This window comes from Shewanella loihica PV-4 (assembly GCF_000016065.1).
GTDB classification, from domain to species: Bacteria; Pseudomonadota; Gammaproteobacteria; order Enterobacterales; family Shewanellaceae; genus Shewanella; species Shewanella loihica.
The window spans coordinates 1,325,870-1,346,183 of sequence record NC_009092.1 but is presented as its reverse complement, the minus strand read 5'-3'; the positions used below and the strand labels follow the sequence as shown (position 1 = coordinate 1,346,183).

Annotated in this window: 16 protein-coding genes; 10 read left to right on the top strand and 6 right to left on the bottom strand. The window is 54.2% G+C overall.

The features are described 5' to 3' along the window. Positions 1 to 5: 5 nt before the first annotated feature. On the bottom strand, positions 6 to 2,243 hold the full coding sequence (gene malQ, locus SHEW_RS06005; RefSeq protein WP_011864969.1) for a 4-alpha-glucanotransferase: 2,238 nt from the start codon (positions 2,241 to 2,243) through the stop codon (positions 6 to 8). Between the two features lie 515 nt (positions 2,244 to 2,758). On the opposite strand from malQ, the gene yiaY reads away from it, so the two are divergent. Both yiaY and cspE read left to right on the top strand, forming a co-directional pair. Further along, a complete protein-coding gene (yiaY, locus tag SHEW_RS06000; RefSeq protein ID WP_011864968.1) occupies positions 2,759 to 3,907 on the top strand; it encodes an L-threonine dehydrogenase in 1,149 nt (382 codons plus the stop codon). Positions 3,908 to 4,864: 957 nt separating this feature from the next. Continuing rightward, complete coding sequence (gene cspE, locus SHEW_RS05995) at positions 4,865 to 5,074, top strand: transcription antiterminator/RNA stability regulator CspE (RefSeq protein WP_011864967.1); 210 nt, start codon at positions 4,865 to 4,867, stop codon at positions 5,072 to 5,074. 77 nt (positions 5,075 to 5,151) lie between these two features. Here cspE and SHEW_RS05990 read toward each other — a convergent pair whose 3' ends face one another. Both SHEW_RS05990 and SHEW_RS05985 read right to left on the bottom strand, forming a co-directional pair. After that, the gene (locus tag SHEW_RS05990) at positions 5,152 to 8,274 is read right to left on the bottom strand and encodes an efflux RND transporter permease subunit (RefSeq protein ID WP_011864966.1); all 3,123 of its coding nucleotides are present in this window, start codon (positions 8,272 to 8,274) and stop codon (positions 5,152 to 5,154) included. Between the two features lie 12 nt (positions 8,275 to 8,286). Next, the gene (locus SHEW_RS05985; protein WP_011864965.1) at positions 8,287 to 9,444 is read right to left on the bottom strand and encodes an efflux RND transporter periplasmic adaptor subunit; all 1,158 of its coding nucleotides are present in this window, start codon (positions 9,442 to 9,444) and stop codon (positions 8,287 to 8,289) included. Positions 9,445 to 9,910: 466 nt separating this feature from the next. On the opposite strand from SHEW_RS05985, the gene SHEW_RS05980 reads away from it, so the two are divergent. The 3 genes from SHEW_RS05980 (at position 9,911) to SHEW_RS05970 (ending at position 12,264) form a co-directional block, all read left to right on the top strand. Beyond that, a complete protein-coding gene (locus SHEW_RS05980; RefSeq protein WP_011864964.1) occupies positions 9,911 to 10,285 on the top strand; it encodes a hypothetical protein in 375 nt (124 codons plus the stop codon). Between the two features lie 312 nt (positions 10,286 to 10,597). Beyond that, a complete protein-coding gene (locus SHEW_RS05975; RefSeq protein ID WP_011864963.1) occupies positions 10,598 to 11,899 on the top strand; it encodes an NAD(P)/FAD-dependent oxidoreductase in 1,302 nt (433 codons plus the stop codon). A gap of 158 nt (positions 11,900 to 12,057) precedes the next feature. After that, positions 12,058 to 12,264, top strand: a complete 207-nt coding sequence (locus tag SHEW_RS05970; protein ID WP_011864962.1) for a hypothetical protein — start codon at positions 12,058 to 12,060, stop codon at positions 12,262 to 12,264. A 184-nt stretch (positions 12,265 to 12,448) separates the two neighbouring features. Here the strand turns inward: SHEW_RS05970 and SHEW_RS05965 are convergent, their stop codons facing one another. Continuing rightward, positions 12,449 to 12,817: an acyl-CoA thioesterase gene (locus tag SHEW_RS05965; protein ID WP_011864961.1), complete on the bottom strand. Its 369-nt coding sequence runs from the start codon at positions 12,815 to 12,817 to the stop codon at positions 12,449 to 12,451. Positions 12,818 to 13,100: 283 nt separating this feature from the next. On the opposite strand from SHEW_RS05965, the gene SHEW_RS05960 reads away from it, so the two are divergent. From SHEW_RS05960 to SHEW_RS05950, 3 genes are all read left to right on the top strand, one after another. Continuing rightward, positions 13,101 to 14,597, top strand: coding sequence for an alkaline phosphatase (locus SHEW_RS05960; protein WP_041407009.1), 1,497 nt, complete (start codon positions 13,101 to 13,103; stop codon positions 14,595 to 14,597). Positions 14,598 to 14,611: 14 nt separating this feature from the next. Further along, positions 14,612 to 16,249, top strand: a complete 1,638-nt coding sequence (locus SHEW_RS05955; protein WP_011864959.1) for an alkaline phosphatase family protein — start codon at positions 14,612 to 14,614, stop codon at positions 16,247 to 16,249. 85 nt (positions 16,250 to 16,334) lie between these two features. Further along, complete coding sequence (locus tag SHEW_RS05950) at positions 16,335 to 17,168, top strand: hypothetical protein (protein WP_011864958.1); 834 nt, start codon at positions 16,335 to 16,337, stop codon at positions 17,166 to 17,168. Between the two features lie 79 nt (positions 17,169 to 17,247). Here the strand turns inward: SHEW_RS05950 and ltaE are convergent, their stop codons facing one another. Next, positions 17,248 to 18,255, bottom strand: a complete 1,008-nt coding sequence (gene ltaE / locus SHEW_RS05945; RefSeq protein ID WP_011864957.1) for a low-specificity L-threonine aldolase — start codon at positions 18,253 to 18,255, stop codon at positions 17,248 to 17,250. 317 nt (positions 18,256 to 18,572) lie between these two features. On the opposite strand from ltaE, the gene SHEW_RS05940 reads away from it, so the two are divergent. Together SHEW_RS05940 and SHEW_RS20690 are read left to right on the top strand one after the other, a co-directional pair. Then, positions 18,573 to 19,226 carry a trimeric intracellular cation channel family protein gene (locus tag SHEW_RS05940; RefSeq protein ID WP_011864956.1) on the top strand — a complete coding sequence of 218 codons (654 nt, stop codon included), beginning with the start codon at positions 18,573 to 18,575 and terminating at the stop codon, positions 19,224 to 19,226. A gap of 5 nt (positions 19,227 to 19,231) precedes the next feature. After that, positions 19,232 to 19,396 carry a hypothetical protein gene (locus tag SHEW_RS20690; protein ID WP_398351096.1) on the top strand — a complete coding sequence of 55 codons (165 nt, stop codon included), beginning with the start codon at positions 19,232 to 19,234 and terminating at the stop codon, positions 19,394 to 19,396. Between the two features lie 81 nt (positions 19,397 to 19,477). On the opposite strand, the gene SHEW_RS05935 is transcribed toward SHEW_RS20690, so the two are convergent. Beyond that, complete coding sequence (locus SHEW_RS05935; RefSeq protein ID WP_011864955.1) at positions 19,478 to 20,302, bottom strand: mechanosensitive ion channel family protein; 825 nt, start codon at positions 20,300 to 20,302, stop codon at positions 19,478 to 19,480. Positions 20,303 to 20,314 lie beyond the last annotated feature (12 nt).

The following is a 20,314-nucleotide window of genomic DNA, read 5'->3' as shown; positions in this document are numbered from 1 at the left end:
CTGTGTCATCGGCTGAAAACAGGCTGACGAAGATGCTCGCCTGCCCGGCAAAATTGCTCGCTGGCCTCGGCCGAGCTGCGTCCCTCGACGATGCTGCGTAGCAGGCGCTTTATCGAGGGCGACTGTCTCAGACTGGTCAGGCTATAGGGCAGTCGTCGCTGCCAGTTGGCATATTCCTGCCAGGTGCCGGGGATGTTGACCCCGTGTCGCTCGCAGCAGAGATCCGCCAGCTGCACACTAAATAGGCGCGAGTGGGAACGTGCCGCCACCGTCACCCAGGCGCTGAGCAGGAGCAGATAATCTTCCTCCAGCGAGGCGGTTTCGCCGTTGGCTTCGAGCCAGGCCAGCAGCTGCTGGCGCTCGCCGTCGCGTCGCTCTAGGGCTTGCTCTAGCGCCTGGTCACTTTCGAGAAGTTCCAGCTGACGCTTAAGATGCAGGTCACTCTGAGACCACCAGGCCAGTAGTGTGGGCACGTCATGGTTAGCCAGCATCATCAGGCTGTCGGCCCTGTGATCTTGTGGCGACTTAAAGGCCTCGCCCTGCTTGCAGAAATAGAAGAGTTCGTTGGCATAGATGCCGCCATCGCTCAGCTTGGCGCGCACCTCGTCCGGCACTATGCCGAGATCTTCGCCGATCACCACACAGTTGCTGCGCATGCTCTCAAGGCGCACGATCGCAAGTAGCGTGTCTATGGGGTAGTACACATAGGCCCCGGGAGCCTCCTGGGGTTCACTCGGCCACCACCAGAGACGCAGCAGCGCCATCACATGATCGAGTCTGAGGGCGCCGTAGTAGCGCATGTTGCTGCGAACCAGCGCAATAAAATGGCTAAAGCCCGACTGGGCCATGGCGATAGGATCCGGCGGCGTCAGCCCCCAGTTCTGCCCCTTGGGGGCAAAATCGTCCGGCGGCGCACCTATGCTGGCCTGCTGGCAATAGGCGTCTCGATTGTGATGCACCTCGGCGCCATCGCCGCGAACGCCAACGGCCATGTCGCCGATAAGGCCAATGCTCATGCCCGCCGCGAGCGCCTGATGCTGACAGGCGATCAGCTGCTCGTGGGCAACAAACTGCAAGTAACTATGCAACTGCGGATCTGCGGCCATTTGCTCTCCCTGAGCTTGGGCCTTGTCTGCCTCCAGCTGGCAGAAACTGCTCAGCGCCTCCCCTTCCTGGGCGACAAACTGCATGAAGGCCTGCTCGCGCGGCCCACCGCTACCCAGCACATCACGGCTAAACACCTGATAGAGGGCGACAAAGAGGCGATACTTGAGCTGGGTGAGCTTAGGGTAATCGAGCCAGTTATCACGGTTGAGGCGCTCGCGATCCAGGGCAAGAGTTTGCAGCAGCGGCGCTATCTCATTGGCCTCGGGCACAGACTCGATATGAATATAGAGAGGATTGAGCCTGCGTCTGTCGCTCGGACTGTAGGGGCTGATATAGGCCTCTTCCAGATTGAAGGAATCCCCCAGGGCATGGAGCGGATTGAGCTGAATAAAGTCGCAGCCATAGCCCCCGAGCCAGGCGATCAAAGCCCCCAGATCGCCAAAGTCCCCTATGCCCCACTGACTGTCGCTGCGCAGGCTATAGAGGGCAATACTTACCCCCCAGGGCTTATCCGTCTCCCGTAGCTGTTTAGCCTTGGGCGGCGCCAGTAGCCAGGTGCCGTGATGGCCTTCGGTTTGCCAGTCTATGGCCACGGTATTGAGCTTACTCTTGCCATCAAGGGTCCCTTTACAGAAACCCACCGACAGCTTGTGATAGCCCATGGGTAGGGATTGGCCCTGAGTTAGGTAAGGCGCGATGGATACCCGGTAGCGGTAATAGAGGTGGGGCTCACAATAATAGTCGCCCACCCGCTCCAGCGCCGCAAAAGGTATACTCATCTCGAGCTGAGTGCCGCCTTCGGTGAGGATGCGCACCCTAAGGTCGGGCTGCATCTCGGCTGGCAGCGATAAGATAAAGCTTGGCTCAGTCAGACAGGCAAATTGAAAGGTCGCCAACGGGCGTTGCCAGGGCGCGACATCGAGGTCGAAATTACGTTCTTCAATCGCCTCACCATTGGCGGCGACGAAACCATCTGGGCTGAGATCATCCAGATGAAACTTGGGCTGAGTGCAGTTAGCCAGCAGACAAGCGAGAAGCCCTAAGCGCTCGGCCTGGCTATGGTGCACCAGGCGACCCGAGTAATCGCTATAGCTGGCGCCGACGCCCTGCAAATAGAGTAACTTTTCTAAGCCCATCGCCCATTTCCCTGCTAGTCAGTCAAACTGCCCTATTTCCTTGAGCAGTAAACATGCCAAGCACAGGTAACAGCTTGACGACAGATTTATGTCAATCAGATGAACTATTTTTAAGCTTAATAATCAACAGCTTATGAAACAATCTTTTCGAGTAAGACAGACGAGGTGACTGGACGCTCAGGCGTTTGACGAAAATCAGCCTGCACAAATATTGTGCAGACGACCTAATTCGATGCACAGAAAATAAACAGCTGATTATCGGGTGATTTGGCCTCAACGAGTCAATTTCAACTTATGAAAGTTGCCGTGATAGATTTTCGAAATTGAAAATCAGTCAAATTTCGTATTTGTCATAAATTTACAAATTTAGTCGTATTGATCTAAATTTTTGCCATGCTTTCGACTGGATAACCGCTAATTATGAGGAAGATCACACCTTTGCGATAACCGCGTTGGTACTTTAGTTACCAGAAAAGATAACAACTTTTAACTTTAAGCATAAAAAAGGTGATTTTATGGCTGCTAAATTTTTTATCCCATCAGTCAACGTATTGGGACAAAATGCTGTTGACGACGCAATTGGTGATATTAAAACCTTAGGCTTTCAGCGCGCACTGATCGTCACCGACAAGCCACTGGTCGAGATCGGCCTGGTTGGTCAGATCGTCGAGAAGTTTGGCGCGGCGGGCATCACATCGACTATCTTCGATGGCGTGCAACCTAACCCAACAGTAGGCAATGTCGAGGCGGGTCTGGCGCTGCTCAAGGCGAATGACTGTGACTTCGTGGTATCACTGGGTGGCGGCTCACCACACGACTGCGCCAAGGGTATCGCCCTGGTTGCCACCAACGGCGGCAACATCAAGGACTATGAAGGCCTGGATATGTCGGCCAAGCCGCAACTGCCGCTGGTCGCCATCAACACCACAGCCGGTACCGCCAGTGAGATGACTCGTTTCTGCATCATCACAGACGAAGCCCGTCACATCAAGATGGCGATCGTCGACAAGCACACCACGCCTATCCTGTCGGTGAACGATCCCGAGCTGATGCTGCTCAAGCCTGCCGGCCTGACTGCCGCGACAGGTATGGACGCCCTGACACACGCCATCGAGGCCTATGTCTCTATCGCCGCCAACCCTATCACAGATGCCTGCGCTATCAAGGCGATCGAGCTTATCAAGGGTAACCTGGTGGAAGCGGTTGAGAACGGTCAGAGCCTGGAGGCCCGCGATCAGATGGCTTACGCTCAGTTCCTGGCGGGTATGGCCTTTAACAACGCCAGCCTGGGATATGTACACGCCATGGCGCACCAGTTAGGCGGTTTCTATGACCTGCCACACGGTGTCTGTAACGCTCTGCTACTGCCACACGTTCAGGCCTACAACGCACAGGTTGCCGCGCCGCGTCTTAAAGATGTTGCCAAGGCGATGGGGGTCGATGTCAGCACCATGACTGACGAGCAAGGCGCAACGGCCGCAATCGATGCGATCAAGGCGCTATCTGTCGCGGTGAAGATCCCAGAGAACCTCACCAAGCTGGGCGTGAAGGCGGAAGATATTCCAACCCTTGCCGACAACGCACTGAAAGATGCCTGCGGCCTGACTAACCCTAAACAGGCGACCCACGAAGAGATCTGCCAGATCTTCACCAACGCGCTATAGGCTAACCTAACAAGTTTCGAATTTCTCCCTGCAAGTAGAAATTCCCCAAGGCCCACCTCAGGTGGGCCTTTTTAATGGCAAGCTTAAACCCTCTCCTGTCGAGGTGTTGAGCGTGCATTGTCACCGCTCGGCTCGAACAGCTCCTTAAGCCCACACAGTTTTTATCAGCCAGCTCTCGATTCATACGCTTTTTATTCGTCGCTTGTTACTAGTTGGCTTACTATTAGTTCGCTTGTTATTGGCTAGCGTTTAGCCAATCGACATGCGGGCTGGTCGAGACTTACGCTCACTCGAGCAAGAGCACTTTTATCAAACTTCCCGAATCAAAGCCTCGGCAAACGGCCGTGATACAAACAAAATCACTCATCTAGCGATGAAACACCCGGCTTTTCGAAGTTTTTATCATAAAAATCCAGCACTAATAGCTAAATACTCTTTTCATGTCACACTTTTGGACTAGTCCCTTCGGATACATGTGTTATAAAATGGTGTCAGCTCGCTTTTTCCCTGCAAAGATTCAGCTAGCTAAAAGGCTCGTCAGCAACTATAGCCGGCGAGCCTTTTTCTTCTCCCTGATGTTCCGCACTATCACTCAAGCACTCACGCACGACCACTCGGCCACGACAACTGCCAATGAAAAAGCATAAGTGTTCAAGAGGCAGTAACTTTTTATTCCCATAAGCCCATGAAAGCACTGCCATATAAATTTAGCGCAACAGATATCCTCCATGATGGCGAAAATAACCCCTAGGTAAACGGCTAAAGTGTGTTATCTTACGCGGGCTCTGTTGTTCAGGGTTATTAGTTTAAAGCATCAAGTAAAAGTCAAAACCTTAGTCAAATCTTCACCATTTTTGTCCTCAGTTTTCCCTTAGCTTCATCGTAATACTCAATAATTCAACGGCTCGGCATACCGCAATGTCGCGGATTTTTATATGAATTAAATAAGGGACAAATATGTCTAATACAACTGGTACCGTTAAGTGGTTTAACGAAGATAAAGGTTTTGGTTTCATCGAGCAGGCAAATGGCGGCGCTGATGTGTTCGTGCATTTCCGCGCTATCGTATCTGACGGATACAAGACGCTAGCCGAAGGCCAAAAGGTCACCTTCGATATCGAGCAAGGTCAAAAAGGCTTGCAAGCAGCGAACGTAGTTCCGGCTTAATCGAACGGTTCGATAAAAAAGGCGACTTGAAGTCGCCTTTTTTGTGCCCAGATTTTAAGATTTAGCTCAAGTTTTAACTATTGGCTCGTCGCGCCTTCACCCTTCATGCGCTCACGCAGCTTCTGCATGATGACGTAAAACACAGGCACTAACAGGGTGCCCACCAGAGTCGCCGCCATCATGCCTCCGAAGACGGAATAACCCAGGGCGCGACGACTTCCTGCGCCGGCGCCAGTGGCAATCACCAAGGGTAATACCCCCAGCAGGAAGGAGAAGGCGGTCATGAGTACGGCGCGAAAACGCAACCTAGCAGCGGTTTCTGCCGCGTCCAGAATACTCTTGCCCTCTTCCCTGAGCTGTTTGGCAAACTCGACGATCAGGATGGCGTTCTTACAGGCCAGACCGATCAAGAGCACTAGGCCTATCTGGGCGTAGAGGTTGAGCTCGCTCCCCACCAACAAGATGTTGAGGAAGGCCCCCAGGATGGCAATAGGCACCGCCAGCATGACCGCGAAGGGAATGCTCCAACTCTCGTACTGGGCCACCAGGAACAGATAGGTAAACACCAACGCCAGGGCGAAGATCAACGGTGCCAGGTTACCCGCCTTGATCTCTTGGTAGGTCTGCCCCGTCCACTCAAACTTGTAGCCCGCAGGCAGCGTTTCCTGAGCCGCCCTTTCCATGGCGGCGATGGCATCACCCGAGCTAAAGCCCGGTGCCGGGAAGCCGTTGATGGTGGTCGAGCTGAACATGTTGTAGGCGTTCATCACGTCCGGTCCCAGGATGGGCGTCACCTTCACCAGTGTGCTCAGGGGTACCATCTCGCCACTTGCCGAGCGCACATAGAAGCTGGCAATATCCTTGTCGGAATTTCTAAACTCGCCTTCGGCCTGGAGTATCACCCGGAACACCTTACCGAAGCGGTTGAAATCGTTGACATACATAGAGCCGAGCATGGTCTGCATGGTAGAGAAGATCTCATTTAACGAGATCCCCAACGCCTTGGCCTTGTCTCTATCCACATCCACATACATCTGCGGCACATCGGCGCGGAAGTTACTAAAGGCCATGGCGATCTCAGGCTGTCCGTTGGCCTTCATGATAAGCGCCCGCATCACAGAGGCCAGCTCCTGGGGCGAACGCCCTTGGGTGTCCTGCAGCACAAACTCGAAACCGCCGACGCTCCCAACTCCCGGGATAGGTGGCAGCGAGAAGGCCATCGCCTTCACCGACGGATTGGCGGCATACTTGGCCTGCAACTTGGCGACAATCGCCGCCTCCACCATGTCGGGCGAATCACGCTCCTCCCAGGTCGACAGGGTCACGATCATCAGGCCGCCGTTAGAGGAGACCGAGCCGGTCAGGATACTGAAGCCACTGGCATGGATCACATTCTCCACCCCAGGCTCTTCCTGCGTCAGCTTGACCAGATTACGCATCACCTCTTCGGTGCGGTTGAGCGAGGCACCATCTGGCAGCTGAATATCCACCATGAAGGCCTTCTTATCCTCCATGGGCACGAAACCCGATGGCAGCACTTTGGCGATGCCGCCGGTGACGCCGATCAAGCAAGCATAGGCCACGCCAACCAGCACCAGCTTACGTACCAGAGAGGAGACCAGCTTCATATAGCCGCCGGTGAAGCGCTCGAAGTAGGTGTTAAACAGGTGGTGGAAGCCGTGGGTATGTTTCTTGGGTGGCTTTAACAGGGAGGCGCACAGGGCCGGACTCAGGGTCAGGGCGTTGACCGAGGAGATAAGCACTGAGATACAGATAGTCACAGAGAATTGGGCATACATCTGCCCCGTGATCCCAGGCATCACCGCCGTGGGGGCAAACACCGCCAGCAGCACCAGGGTGGTGGCGATAACGGGGCCCGTCACCTCCTTCATCGCCTTGGAGGTCGCCTCTGTGGGCGACAGCCCCTCATCTTCCATCAGGCGGGTGACGTTTTCCACCACCACAATGGCATCATCCACCACGATACCGATAGCCAAGATAAGCGCGAACAGAGAGACTGTGTTGATGCTCATGCCGAAGGCCAACAGGAAAGCGAAGGTACCTATCAAGGAGACGGGAATGGCGATCCCCGGCACTAGGGTCGAACGCGCATCTTGCAGGAAGATGTAGACCACAAACACCACCAGGGCGACCGAAATAAACAGGGTCTGCACCACCTCGGTTATCGAGGTCTCGACAAATTCTGTGGTGTCATAGAGCACCTTGTACTCGAGGTCGTCCGGAAAGCGGCTGGCGAGGGTATCCATCTCGGCCTTGATCGCCTTGGCGACCTCCAGGGCGTTGGCGTCCGGCGCCTGATAGATGGCGATGATGGCTGAGGGTTTGTTGTTCAGCTTACCCTGGGCGTCATAGGTCTGAGAGCCCAGCTCGACCCGGGCGACATCTGAGACGATCACCTTAGAGCCATCGGGATTGGCACGGATCATCACCCGGCCAAATTCCTCGGGGTCTTTCAGACGTCCCTTGGTCTGCAGGGTATATTGAAATTGCTGCTGGGGATCCACGGGCGCGGCGCCGATACGACCGGCGGCCACCTGAATATTCTGCTCTCTCAGGGCGGCGATCACATCGCTGGCGGTCACGCCAAAGCTGGCCATCTGATTGGGATCCAGCCAGATACGGATGGCGTAATCCAGGGCGCCGATCACCTGCACCTTAGATACCCCATTCTGCCGCGCCAGGGCGTCTTTGACGTTTAGGCCGGCATAGTTGGTAATAAACAGGGAATCGAAGGTCTCGTTGGGGGAAACCAGGTTTACTACCATGAGGATGTTGGGGCTCTGCTTCTCAACCTTCACCCCCTGGCGTTTCACCTCCTCGGGCAGTCTGGGCATCGCCTGCTGCACCCGGTTTTGCACCTTCACCTGGGCCATGTCGGCGTCTGTGCCCACATCGAAGGTGACGTTGAGGGAGTAGCTGCCGTCGTTGGCGCTCTTGGACTGCATGTAGAGCATCCCTTCGACGCCGTTAACCTCAGCCTCTATGGGCTGGGCTATGGTGTCTTTGACTATGTCGGCGCTGGCCCCGGAATAGCTAGTGCTAACGCTCACCTGTGGCGGCGCAATTTCGGGAAACTCGGCCACCGACAAGATGGGGATAGAGATCAAGCCCACCAGGGTCAGCACGGTTGAGATCACGAAGGCAAATTTCGGCCTATGAATAAAAAACTCACTGATCATAATGACCCCCGATTAGGCATCGTTAGCTTCTTGGAAAGGCACCGCCTGCTGCTCGACGGCCTTCACCTCGATACCCGGACGGATCTTCTGCAGACCATCCACCACTATACGTTCGCCCTCGTTGAGGCCACTGAGCACGCGCCAGTCGACGCCGAATCTGTCACCCAGTTCGACCACCCGCTTCTGCACCTTGTTGTCACCATCCAGCACCATGACGAAACGTCCCTGCTGATCTTCCTGCACCGCCGCCTGTGGAATTAAGATGGCCTGCTCGCTAATAGGCGACTCGATAACCAGAGTCACAAACAGCCCTGGCAGCATCAGCTTACTCTCATTGTTGAAGGTGGCCCTGAGTTCCAGGGTGCCGGTGGCGGCATCGACCCTATTGCTGATAAAGTCGATATACCCAGTCTCGTCGAACATGGTGCCGTTGGGCAGGCGCAGGCGGATCACGATATCCGAGATCTTCACCTCATGTTTGGCGGCCTTGGAAAAGTTCTGTTTGGCGGAGATGATGGTCTTCTCGGCAACCTGGAAGTTAACCCACATGGGCTGCAACTGCACCAGGCTGGCCAGCTCAGACTGAGGCGTGATGATATCCCCCTGGCTCACCTTGGCGCCGCTGATACGGCCAGAGATAGGCGCGTAAACCTTGGTATAGCTGAGCTGCAACTCGGCGGCCTTCACCGCCGCTTCGGCCTGCACCACCCCCGCCGCCGTGGTCAGCTTACGACTGGTAAGCTCATCCATGTCCTGGGCGCTGATCATGCCATCGGGTAGCAGGCGACGGCCACGCTCCCAGTTCATCACCGCCACATCGCGAGAGGCTATGGCCTGCTTGAGCACCGCCTGTTGCTGCGCAAGCTCGGCCTCGAAGGTGGAGGGGTCGATCTCAAACAGCAGCTCGCCGGCATCTATGTCATCCCCCTCGACAAAGGTGCGCTTCAGCAGCTGCCCCTGGATCTGTGACTTGATCACCACATCTTCCGATGCCCGGGTGCGACCGACGATCTCCGTCTTGGCGCGGATCTCCTTAACCTGGGCGGTATTAACTATCACACTGGGCATAACGGCGGGCCCGGGGGCCGGCGCCTTGCCGCAAGCCGCAAGCAGCAGCGCCGCGCTAAACAGGGTGAGTCGAGCGAGAGGTGAAGCGTTTCTACCAAGCATTATGGCCTCCAGAGCGCCAAGCGACAATTCATGGATAACTTTCATCAGACGGCAGACAGATGTGAATGACGGGCAGCGTCATTTACAACTGCTTATCATATTAGTAACAAGCTAATACTTTCACCAGGAATAGCAAGGGCAATTAACTGACTCATTTGGCATTTTTTAAATTTTTCATCTTGGATTAGCGGCGCGGGTCAGTGGATTTTTCTGAGCGCAAGTTTTCACAAAATAGGCCGATTCGGGAAAAAAACGTCTATTAGCTGATGCTTTATTAAGCAGATGGCAAAATGGGCTTAAAAATGAGACACAGCACAAGGTTATGGCCGTTCCTATCGTGCTACAACAGGTTAAGGGTCTTCTCCCATGGCCAGGTAAATCGGCAAATACTGGACGAATAGTTGTTGACCCTAAAGAAATGCAGTGCCTATGATGGCCCTTGTATCCATAATCAGGAAGGTAATTTATGACAGCCATTTCTCATGTCTATAACTATACAGTCAGATGCCCGCATATTAAGGATCCCGCTCACCCAACCACCTGGCAAAACCATATCGAATTCAATCAGTCATGCGAAATCGGCCTGAGTCGCATCACCAAGTGGCACGACAGATCCGGTCACCGCATCTTCGAACATGACGGCTTTACCATCAGGGAAGCCGATGGCGAGAGCGCCTACTTCTCGATGCAAAGCGACCGCCTGAAAAATGATGGCCATGTATTAGTGACCTTTAAGATCTTCATGGACGATGCCACCAAAGACAGCTCAGTGCAGGAGATCATGGCACATCTGATCAAAGACTATCACCAGAGATTATCTAAGCTCGACTCTGCCGCGTAACCATCCCCCGGAGCCAGATCACACACAAGATCTGGCTCACACTTTTCTGCTCACAAAACAATCTAGATCACATTTACGTTGCACCAAAATGTGACAAACACAGAATAAAACCGCAAAAACCACAAACAACAACGCTTACAAAACAACTAGTTATAGATAAAACCGCTGTTTTCACCCACTTAATCACGCCAACTAAGGCTAATTGCCAAAATATCACCTCAAGCTTACACTTTTCTCGATTCGAGACAGTTTTGCTGGCAGAACAATGCCGGCCAATCATCAAGTTAAGCTGAATATAGGAGCAATAGCCTCATGGGTGCAGTGGCCAATATCGTCATCGTTGGCGGTGGTGCGGGTGGAATGGAGATAGCGACCAAGTTAGGTCGTAAACTGGGACGTAAGGGCAAGGCCAAGATCACCCTTATCGACTGCGCCGACAGCCATATCTGGAAACCCCTGCTGCACGAGGTCGCCACCGGGGCGCTGGATATCGGCATAGATGCCATCAGCTACCGAGGTCATGCCGCCGCCCACGGCTACCATTTTCAGCAGGGGGCGATGACAGATATCGACCGCGAGCACAAGCAAGTGATCCTGGCCCCCATCTTAGACGAAAAGGGCAATGAACTCCTGCCTGCCCGGCGCATAGATTACGACTATCTGGTGCTGGCCATCGGCAGTATCGCCAACGATTTTAAGATCCCTGGGGTCAGGGAACACTGCGTCTTCCTCGACAACACCCAACAGGCGATGCAGATCCGCACCATGCTGCTCAATAAATTTATGCGTTATGCCAGCCACCACCAGCTGGACGACAAGATCAAAATCGCCGTGGTCGGCGCCGGGGCGACAGGCGTCGAGATGTCCGCCGAGATGCATCATGCGGTCGAGCAGCTCAGCGGCTTCGGCTATAAGATAGACACCAGCCTGTTAGAGGTTACGCTGATCGAGGCCGACTCACGTATCCTGCCCAAGGTGGAGAAGCAGGAGATCTCCCAGGCGGTAACGAACCAGCTTAATCAGATTGGCGTTCGAGTCATGACCAATACTCGCATCGACCGGGTGGATGAGAGTGCGCTGCATACCTGCGACGGCCAGACCATCGCCAGCGACATGACCATCTGGTCCACCGGGGTGAAGGCGCCCGACTTTATGCGTGAGATTGGCGGCCTGGAAAGCAATCAGATCAATCAGGTGATGGTTAAGCCCAACATGCAGACCACCCGGGATCCCCACATCTTCGCCATCGGCGACTGCGCCGCCTGCCCACAGCCAGACGGCTCCTGGGTGCCGCCGAGAGGCCAGTCGGCGCGGCAGATGGCGCTGATGACGGCCGACAACATCAGCCTGATGCTAGCCGGGCAGCCCCCCAGCAAGGAGTACCTCTATAAAGATCTCGGCTCCCTGGTAAACCTGTCCAAGTTCCATACCGTGGGCAACCTGATGTCCTTCATCGGCGGTGGTGTATTGGTGGAGGGCAAGATAGCCAGGTTCGTTTATACCTCGCTCTATCGGCGCCATCTAATTGAACTACATGGGATCTTTAAAGGTACCCTGCTGATGTTTGCCAAAGGGATCAGCCGCATCATCCACCCTCACCTCAAGCTGCACTAATACGTTCACCAAGTGACTATCGAGGCGCTAATCGAGTAACAGTCGAGGCGCTAATCGAGTGCCCAGCCCTAGCCATTATGAGCCTCCCTTTTGGGGAGGCTTTCGCTTAATGGGCTAACGGGTTAAAATGTGACAACTTTTGTCAACAAGAGATCATTATGAAAAAAATTATTAGCGCGGTTATGATCCTTGGCGCCCTTAGCGCCTGCGCCGACCTTAAGCATGCAGGTCGCTCAATTGGTAACACCACCAAAGAGGTGACCACAGATATCGGCCACGCCACCCGTGACACCACCAAGGCGATTGGTCATGCGTCGCGCGATGCGGTCAAATCGGTCAAAGAAGACCTGAGCAAAGAAAATTAAATTGGCTTAAGCCTTAGTGGCTTTAAGATAAAGATAAAGATAAAGATAAAGATAAAGATAAAGAGGGCATATCCGCCCTCTTTTTTATTGGCTATTTCTGGCGCAGCTTTAGACTCTATTTAGCAGCTCTTAAGCAGCGACTAAGCAGCGACTAAGCAGCTATTAGGCATCGGCTAAGCAGCTATTAGGCAGCATTAGCCCGCATACCATGGGGCTTGGGCAGGCCGTTCTCATCCACGTTAACGAAGATCATCTTATCTATGGTCACCACAGGCAGACGGGTCGCCTTGTTACGCACCTCGCAGCAGACGGTGATGGAGCTAACCCCGGCACTGATGAGCGCTAAGCCGAACTCGATCACATCGCCCTGGCGCGCCGGGGTCATGAAGTTGATCTCTGAGATGATCTTGGTGACTATGCTCTGGCTATTCATCTGACAGGCCGCGAAGATGGCCGCCTCCTCATCTATCCAGCTTAATAACTGTCCGCCGAACAATGCATTAGCCGGATTTAAATGTTCGGGTTTAATAAAGCGTCGACTGTAATATTTCATTTGGGCTCTCCCTGATAGACTCAAACGAAAGCGTTACAAGAAACAGACCAAGAATAAATTAAACATAAAAACAATAGCTTAAAATTTTACCATATACATTTATCTCACCGTTTTAGTGCCCTTTGCACCAAGTTAACTCAGGCATAAAAAGGGGTTCGACATCTTAGCTTCACATAACTGCAATCTTAATTCATCAATTCTGTCATCTGGATACCTGACAATCAGGCCGCTTTATCTCAAATAGCGAACAATTTACTTCAACCCAATACGGATGATGAAAGTGATGATGATAAAAAGATTAGCTGCGTTGATCTCTTGCAGCCTAGTAACCATGGCCGCCAACAGCGCCGTGTTACCCAGTGTTCAGACAGACAGCCATTGGTATAAGGAAAGTGCCCAACGGGTGTCAGACAAGGCCACACTAGAAACCAAAGCAAAGGCCAAAAACGTCATTCTATTTGTGGGCGATGGTATGGGGATCTCTACCCTGACCGCCGCGCGTATCTACCAAGGCCAACAGATGGCCGGTAACCAAGGTGGTGAAGAGAACTTCCTAAGCTTCGAGAAGTTCGACCATACCGCCCTGATCAAGACCTACAACACTAACCAACAGACTCCTGACAGCGCCGGCACCATGACAGCCATCGCCACGGGCGTTAAGTCTAAGGCGGGTGTTATCTCAGTATCTGACCAGTCACTGCGTGGCAACTGTTTGTCATCTAAAGGCAACGAGCTGGTCACCCTGGTTGATCTGGCCAACGCTAAGGGCCTGTCTACCGGCGTAGTGTCTACTGCCCGTATCACCCACGCCACGCCAGCGGCTACCTATGCCAACAGCCCTGAGCGCGACTGGGAATCAGACGCCAATCTGCCTGCCGAGGCAGTGGCTAACGAGTGTAAGGATATCGCCTACCAGATGGTCATGCGCGATAAAGACAATGCCCTGACAGTCGCCCTGGGTGGCGGTCGCCGCGCCTTCATCCCTAACACAGTTACCGACGGTGAAAACAAGAAGGGTCAGCGTAAGGATGGCATGGATCTGACCAAGGCTTGGGTTGAAAACTTCGACAACGCCGCCTATGTGTGGAACAGCGAAGAGTTCGACGCCATCGATGTTGCCACCACAGATCACCTGCTGGGCCTGTTCAACTCGTCTCACATGGAATATGAAGCCGATCGCGCCGATGATGTAGGTGGCGAGCCTTCACTGACCGAGATGACTGAGAAGTCTATCGAGATGTTGAAGAAGAACGACAACGGCTACCTGCTGATCGTCGAGTCGGGTCGTATCGACCACGGTCACCACGCGGGCAACGCCAAGCGCGCCCTGGCTGACGCCGTCGAACTTTCTAACGCCGTTAAGGCCGCGGTAGAAAACACTAACCCAGATGAAACACTGATCCTGGTTACCGCCGACCACAGCCACGTGTTCACCATCGCAGGTTATCCAAAGCGTGGTAACCCTATCCTTGGTCTGGTACATGGCGTAGATGGCACTGTTTCAACCGCTCTGGATGGCAAGCCATACACCACCCTAGGTTACACCAATGGTCCTGGCGCCATTGTGGGTAATCGTGACGACCTATCTTCAGTCGATACGCAAGACAAAGACTTTATGCAGCAGTCACTTATCCCTATGGGTAGCGAGACGCACGCCGGTGAAGATATCAGCCTGCACGCCACAGGCCCAGGCTCAAACCTGGTACAGGGCGTGATGGAACAGAACGTCATTTTCCACATCATCAACCAAGCCCAAGCGCTTGGCGGTACTAAGTATTAATTGGGAGCAACAAAATGAATAAGAAACTACTAGTACTGTCTCTAGCAGCCATTCTCGGCCTAGCGGCTTGTGGTAGCGACGGTGATAACGGTAAAGATGGCACCGCGGGTACGCCAGGTACCGACGGTAGCAACGGCACTAACGGCAAAGACTGGACCGGCGTTAACCAATGGTATGTCGATGGCCAAAACCGCGTCACTAAGGCGTCGGGCATGACCAACAACAATGAGGCAGGCGCCGCCAAGAACATCATTCTGTTTGTGGGCGACGGCATGGGCGTGTCAACCGTGACGGCGGCGCGCATCCTCGACGGTCAGCTAAAAGGTCAGACAGGTGAAGAGAACTCACTCTCTTTCGAGACCCTGCCTCACCTAGGCCTGGCTAAGACCTATAACGTCGATGGCCAAACGCCAGACTCTGCCGGCACCATGACCGCCATGGTCACAGGTGTGAAGACAGACGTAGGCGTGATCTCTCAGGGTGAAGGCGTCGAGCGCGGTGTCTGTTCATCAACTACAGGCCAAGATCTGGTCACCTCGCTGGAACTGGCCGCCATGGCGGGCATGTCTACCGGTGTGGTCTCTACCGCCCGTATCACTCACGCCACCCCTGCGGCGACCTATGCCCACGTGCCAGAGCGTGATTGGGAAGCAGACAGCAACCTGCCGGCCGAAGCCGTTACCAATGGCTGTAAAGACATTGCCGCCCAGATGCTGGACTTCAACGACGGTAAGGGGATCAACGTGGTCATGGGTGGCGGTCGTCGCGCCTTCATCCCTAACACCACTGTCGATCCAGAAGGCAAGGCGGGTAAGCGTAAAGATGGTCGTGACCTGACCGCCGAGTGGATGGCGCAGTACCCTAACGCCGCCTATGTTACCGACCGTGACAGCTTCCTGGCCATGGACACAAGCACTACAGAGCACGCCCTGGGTCTGTTCAACTCGTCTCACATGGAATATGACTACGACAGAGTCGAAGATGGCGTAAACGGCGAGCCTTCACTTGCAGAGATGACGGCTAAGAGTATCGACATTCTGAGCAAGAACGACAAAGGCTTCGTGCTGATCGTCGAAGCCGGTCGTATCGACCACGCTCACCATGCCGGTAACGCGGCCCGTGCCCTGCACGACACCATCGCTCTGTCTGAGGCAGTACGTGTGGCCATGGAGAAAACTTCGGCTAACGACACCCTGTTGATGGTGACCGCCGACCACAGCCACGTGTTCACCATCGCAGGTTATCCAACCCGTGGTAACCCTATCCTGGGTCTGGTTAAGAGCAACGACTCAAACGGTCAGCCGTCTGTGACTAACTCTACCGATGCCAACGGCATGCCATACACCACTGTCGGCTATGCCAACGGTCTGGGCTTTGGCTCACTGGAAACTGGTGGCGACGAGCGTTACAACTACGCTGCCGAGCCTGGTCGTGTGGATCTGAACTACATAGACACCCAGAGTGCCGGTTTCCACCAGGAAGCCCTGGTACCGCTGGAAAGCGAAACCCATGCCGGTGAAGATGTGGCCATCTTCGCTCGTGGCCCAGGTGCAAGCCTGGTTGAGGGTACCGTAGAGCAGAATCACATCTTCCATGTGATGAACTATGCCGGTGACCTGGTCAAGAAGGCAGAAGCCGCCGCGGCGCAATAAGGCGCAGCGACCCGCAGCCTGACACCTATTAAACTAGGTTGTCAGGCTGCTTATTTGGTTAAAGAGAAATATCAGTAGGTCTATTATGTCTCGCTCAACATTCAAGTCAGTCTCTCTCTTTTTAGGCGTCACCGGCAGCCTGCTAATGGGCAACCTGCTCGTTGGAAAACTAGCCATGGCTCACGCTCAGTCAGACAGCCAAGGACATCAGCATGCCGTCAGTACGCTGATCTGCGACAGCGCCGCTCAGCCGACGCGCTTTCAAGCCAGCTATCAAATAACCGCAGGAAATGATGATAAGGCGCAAGCCCACCAGCTGATCCTGACCCGCTTCGACGGCACCATCATCTATCAGCGCGGCCCGGTAAGCTATGAGGCCTGGCAGAAGAATGGCGAGTATGTACGCTACTTCCCCGAGCAGAAACGCTCTATCAGCTATCGCCGTAGCGATCTGCTGGCGCTCAATATCCATACGGATATCGACAAGCAGTTTCATCTGATCGCCCCCGCCGCCTTGAGCCAATTCGATAAGGGCGAGCAGCATCAAGGTGCTTGCTTTACTCAGCAAAGCTACTCTCACAACAGCGGCTCCCATAAGGGCAAAGCACACGCCCAAGGCAAGCAGCAGTCTCTGGAACTTGACTGGATAAACGAACTCCAGCTTCCAGCCAGCCTGACCATTACCCAGGGCGAGCAGCAGCTTCACTATCAACTCACCAAGCTGACTCCTATCAATCAGCAAGGCTTCGAACTGCTGACCTCGGGTTACCAAGATCTCGACTTTGCCGATGTGGGCGACAGCGAGTCTGACCCTTTCATCGCCAAGATGATCACCCAGGGCTTCATTCAGCACGGTAGCTCAGGCTTCTACTCGGCCGATGGCAAGCTACTTGAAGGCGGCCACGACCATCATCACTAGGCCGTTTACCTGATAACAAAAAAGCCATCCAGAGGATGGCTTTTTGCTTTCACTATGGCTGTCTCGCTAGGCTAATCGCTCAGAGCAGCGACTTGAGCTTATCGATAAAGAGATCGATATCTTCGAGGCGGATATCGGCGTGAGTGACCATCCGCAGCGTCTTGCCCGGGCTGATGAGGATACCAGATGCCTTCAGTGACGTGGCCAGCTTGTCGATGGCGACACCTTCTACCACCCGGGCAAACAGCATGTTGGTCTGCACCTCGCCAAGATCTACCTCGAACTCATCGAGACAGCTTAACTGCTCGGCCAGATAGCGGGCGTTTTCATGATCCACTGCCAGGCGGGAGACCTGCTCGTTCAGGGCAATCTCGCCGGCCACCGCCAAAATCCCCGCCTGACGCATGCCGCCACCTAGCATCTTACGCCAGCGGCGGGCCTTGTTGATCAGCCGCTCATCACCGAGTAGCAGCGAGCCCACGGGGGCGCACAGTCCCTTAGAGAGACAGATAGAGACAGAGTCGAAATACTGGGTGATATCGGCGATATCCAGGTTATGAGCCACCGCCGCATTGGCGATGCGGGCACCATCTAAGTGAATCTTGAGCCGCTTGTTGAAGGCCAGCGCCTGCGCCTCGGCCAGATAGGACTGAGGCAACACCTTGCCGCCTATGGTGTTTTCCAGACTCAATAGACGAGTGCGGGCAAAATGGAAATCGTCCGGTTTGATGGCCGCCTCGATATCAGACAGCAAGATGCTGCCATCAGGCTGGTTGGTGAGCGGCTGAGGTTGAATGCTGCCCAGCACAGCCGCCCCGCCCCCTTCGAACTTATAGTTGTGGGCCTGCTGACCACAGAGATACTCATCGCCACGATCACAGTGAGACATCAGCGCCAGCAGGTTGGCCTGGGTGCCCGAGGAGGTAAACAGGGCACTGTCGAATCCAAAACGCTCTGCCGCCATAGCCTCCAGTCGGTTAACACTGGGATCGTCTCCATACACATCGTCGCCAACCTGGGCATCTGCCATGGCGCGGCGCATCGCCGCCGTGGGCTGAGTTACTGTGTCACTGCGAAAATCAATCATCTTCCCCATCCTACTCATCTTAAAAATGATACACCGAGCGCAAATAGTACTCCTCGCCGCCCGCCCTCGCTAGAGCCAGCCCTAACGCCTGCCAATAAAATTATCTTCGGGCGTCATCCACTTTCAAATTTAACCTGAATAAACTAATAGGATGAAAACCACAATGAGCCATATTTAAGGCAACAAACTACTAACAAGCCAAAATTCACCAACATATAAAATTAAAAAATCTAATCCGAATTTTTCAAAAAATCTCGCTGTCATTTCCCGTGAGAGACTGGCAATATGCGCACTCTTTTTTCCCGACTGAATCGACAATGCAAGAAGCTGAATTTATCACCCTCCTCTGGCTCATCGGCATACTGGCCGAGGCCATGACAGGTGCGCTGTGCGCCGGCAGAAAACAGATGGATCTGTTTGGCGTGGTCATCATAGGCTGTGCCACCGCCATAGGCGGCGGTACCCTACGCGACATCCTCCTGGGCAACTATCCCCTCATCTGGGTAGAGAATATCCATTACCTACTGGCCATCGCCTTCGCCTCGCTGCTGACGGTTATCATCTCGCCCGTGATGCGCTATCTCTCCAAACTGTTTCTGGCCATAGACGCTTTGGGGCTGGCGGTATTTTCCATTGTCGGCGCCCAGAAGACCCTGCTGCTGGGCTTTAGCCCGACACTTGCCATCGTCATGGGGGTGGTGACCGGCGTCTTCGGCGGGGTGATCCGCGACATCCTCTGTAATCAGGTGCCGCTGATCTTCAAGAAGGAGCTCTACGCCCTGGTCTCGCTGACCACCGCTAGCCTCTACATGCTGCTGCGCAGCTTTGAGGTGACCGAGTGGATCAACCTGGCCATCAGCCTGAGTGTTGGCTTTAGCTTCCGCATGCTGGCCATTCGCTATCACTGGGGCATGCCCAAGTTCGACTATCAGCATGGCGATCACGGCAACCAGGACAGTCAGGCCCACTAAGAAAGTTGGCGCTCAGCCCTGAATTCAAGGTGACCGAGTGGGTCAACCTGGCCATCAGCCTGAGTGTCGGCTTTGGCTTCCGCATGCTGGCCATTCGCTACTACTGGGGCATGCCAAAGTTCGACTATCAACATGGCGGTCACGGCAACCAGGACAGTCAGGCCCACTAAGAAGGATGGCGCTCAGCCCTGAATTCAGGCACAAAAAAGGTCGGCAAATGCCGACCTTTTTACTGTCCATCGAGCCAAGGCTTAAGCCGCTGGCGTCTCTTTGACATAGATATCCATCTGTGGATATGGGATACCGATATTGTTCTCGTCCAGCGCCAGCTTGATCTGCTCTAGGATCTCGAAACGGGCCGGCCAGTAGTCGCTACCCTTGACCCAAGGACGTACCACGAAGTTAACCGAAGAGTCCGCCAGCTCGGTCAGTGCCACTGTGTAGGCAGGATCTTTCAAAATGTAGGCGTTGTTGTCCAATACCTGCTTAAGCACTTCCTTGGTCTGCTTAAGGTCGGCATCGTAAGACACGCCGATAACCAAGTCGATACGACGGGTTTCCATGGCTGAGTAGTTGGTGATGGTACCGTTCATGATTGATGAGTTAGGCGCCACAATCACCTTGTTATCAGGGGTGCGCAGCTTAGTCGAGAAGATGGTGATCTCATCGACCGTACCCGCGATACCCGCCGCCTCGATGTAGTCGCCTACGCGGCAAGGACGGAAGAGCACCATAAGCACGCCAGAGGCGAAGTTAGACAGCGAGCCCTGCAGCGCCAGACCAACGGCCAAACCGGCGGCACCGATAACGGCAACTAGAGAAGCCGTCTGAACACCGATCTGCCCAAGCGTGGCGATCACAGTGAAGACAAACACCAAAGCCCAGGCCATGTTAGCCACGAAAGAGACCACAGTCTTGTCGATCTTACGCTTATTCATCAACTTAGTGGTAAGCTTCTTAGCCACATTGGCCAGGTACTTACCAATAATAAAGATGATTATGGCGAAGACCACCTGCAGACCATAGGTCAGGATCAGCTCAGGCGCTTGCTCGATATATTTATCCAAATTTTCCATGTAACGCTCCCT

What these genes read in the sequence shown, in the direction of transcription:
- SHEW_RS05980 (WP_011864964.1), top strand. Translation starts at nt 9,911, where the DNA reads ATGACAGCCATTTCTCATGTCTATAACTATACAGTCAGATGCCCGCAT.
- SHEW_RS05960 (WP_041407009.1), top strand. Translation starts at nt 13,101, where the DNA reads ATGATGATAAAAAGATTAGCTGCGTTGATCTCTTGCAGCCTAGTAACC.
- malQ (WP_011864969.1), bottom strand. Translation starts at nt 2,243, where the DNA reads ATGGGCTTAGAAAAGTTACTCTATTTGCAGGGCGTCGGCGCCAGCTAT.
- SHEW_RS05990 (WP_011864966.1), bottom strand. Translation starts at nt 8,274, where the DNA reads ATGATCAGTGAGTTTTTTATTCATAGGCCGAAATTTGCCTTCGTGATC.
- SHEW_RS05950 (WP_011864958.1), top strand. Translation starts at nt 16,335, where the DNA reads ATGTCTCGCTCAACATTCAAGTCAGTCTCTCTCTTTTTAGGCGTCACC.
- SHEW_RS05940 (WP_011864956.1), top strand. Translation starts at nt 18,573, where the DNA reads ATGCAAGAAGCTGAATTTATCACCCTCCTCTGGCTCATCGGCATACTG.
- ltaE (WP_011864957.1), bottom strand. Translation starts at nt 18,255, where the DNA reads ATGATTGATTTTCGCAGTGACACAGTAACTCAGCCCACGGCGGCGATG.
- SHEW_RS05975 (WP_011864963.1), top strand. Translation starts at nt 10,598, where the DNA reads ATGGGTGCAGTGGCCAATATCGTCATCGTTGGCGGTGGTGCGGGTGGA.
- cspE (WP_011864967.1), top strand. Translation starts at nt 4,865, where the DNA reads ATGTCTAATACAACTGGTACCGTTAAGTGGTTTAACGAAGATAAAGGT.
- SHEW_RS05935 (WP_011864955.1), bottom strand. Translation starts at nt 20,302, where the DNA reads ATGGAAAATTTGGATAAATATATCGAGCAAGCGCCTGAGCTGATCCTG.
- SHEW_RS05970 (WP_011864962.1), top strand. Translation starts at nt 12,058, where the DNA reads ATGAAAAAAATTATTAGCGCGGTTATGATCCTTGGCGCCCTTAGCGCC.
- yiaY (WP_011864968.1), top strand. Translation starts at nt 2,759, where the DNA reads ATGGCTGCTAAATTTTTTATCCCATCAGTCAACGTATTGGGACAAAAT.
- SHEW_RS05955 (WP_011864959.1), top strand. Translation starts at nt 14,612, where the DNA reads ATGAATAAGAAACTACTAGTACTGTCTCTAGCAGCCATTCTCGGCCTA.
- SHEW_RS05985 (WP_011864965.1), bottom strand. Translation starts at nt 9,444, where the DNA reads ATGCTTGGTAGAAACGCTTCACCTCTCGCTCGACTCACCCTGTTTAGC.
- SHEW_RS05965 (WP_011864961.1), bottom strand. Translation starts at nt 12,817, where the DNA reads ATGAAATATTACAGTCGACGCTTTATTAAACCCGAACATTTAAATCCG.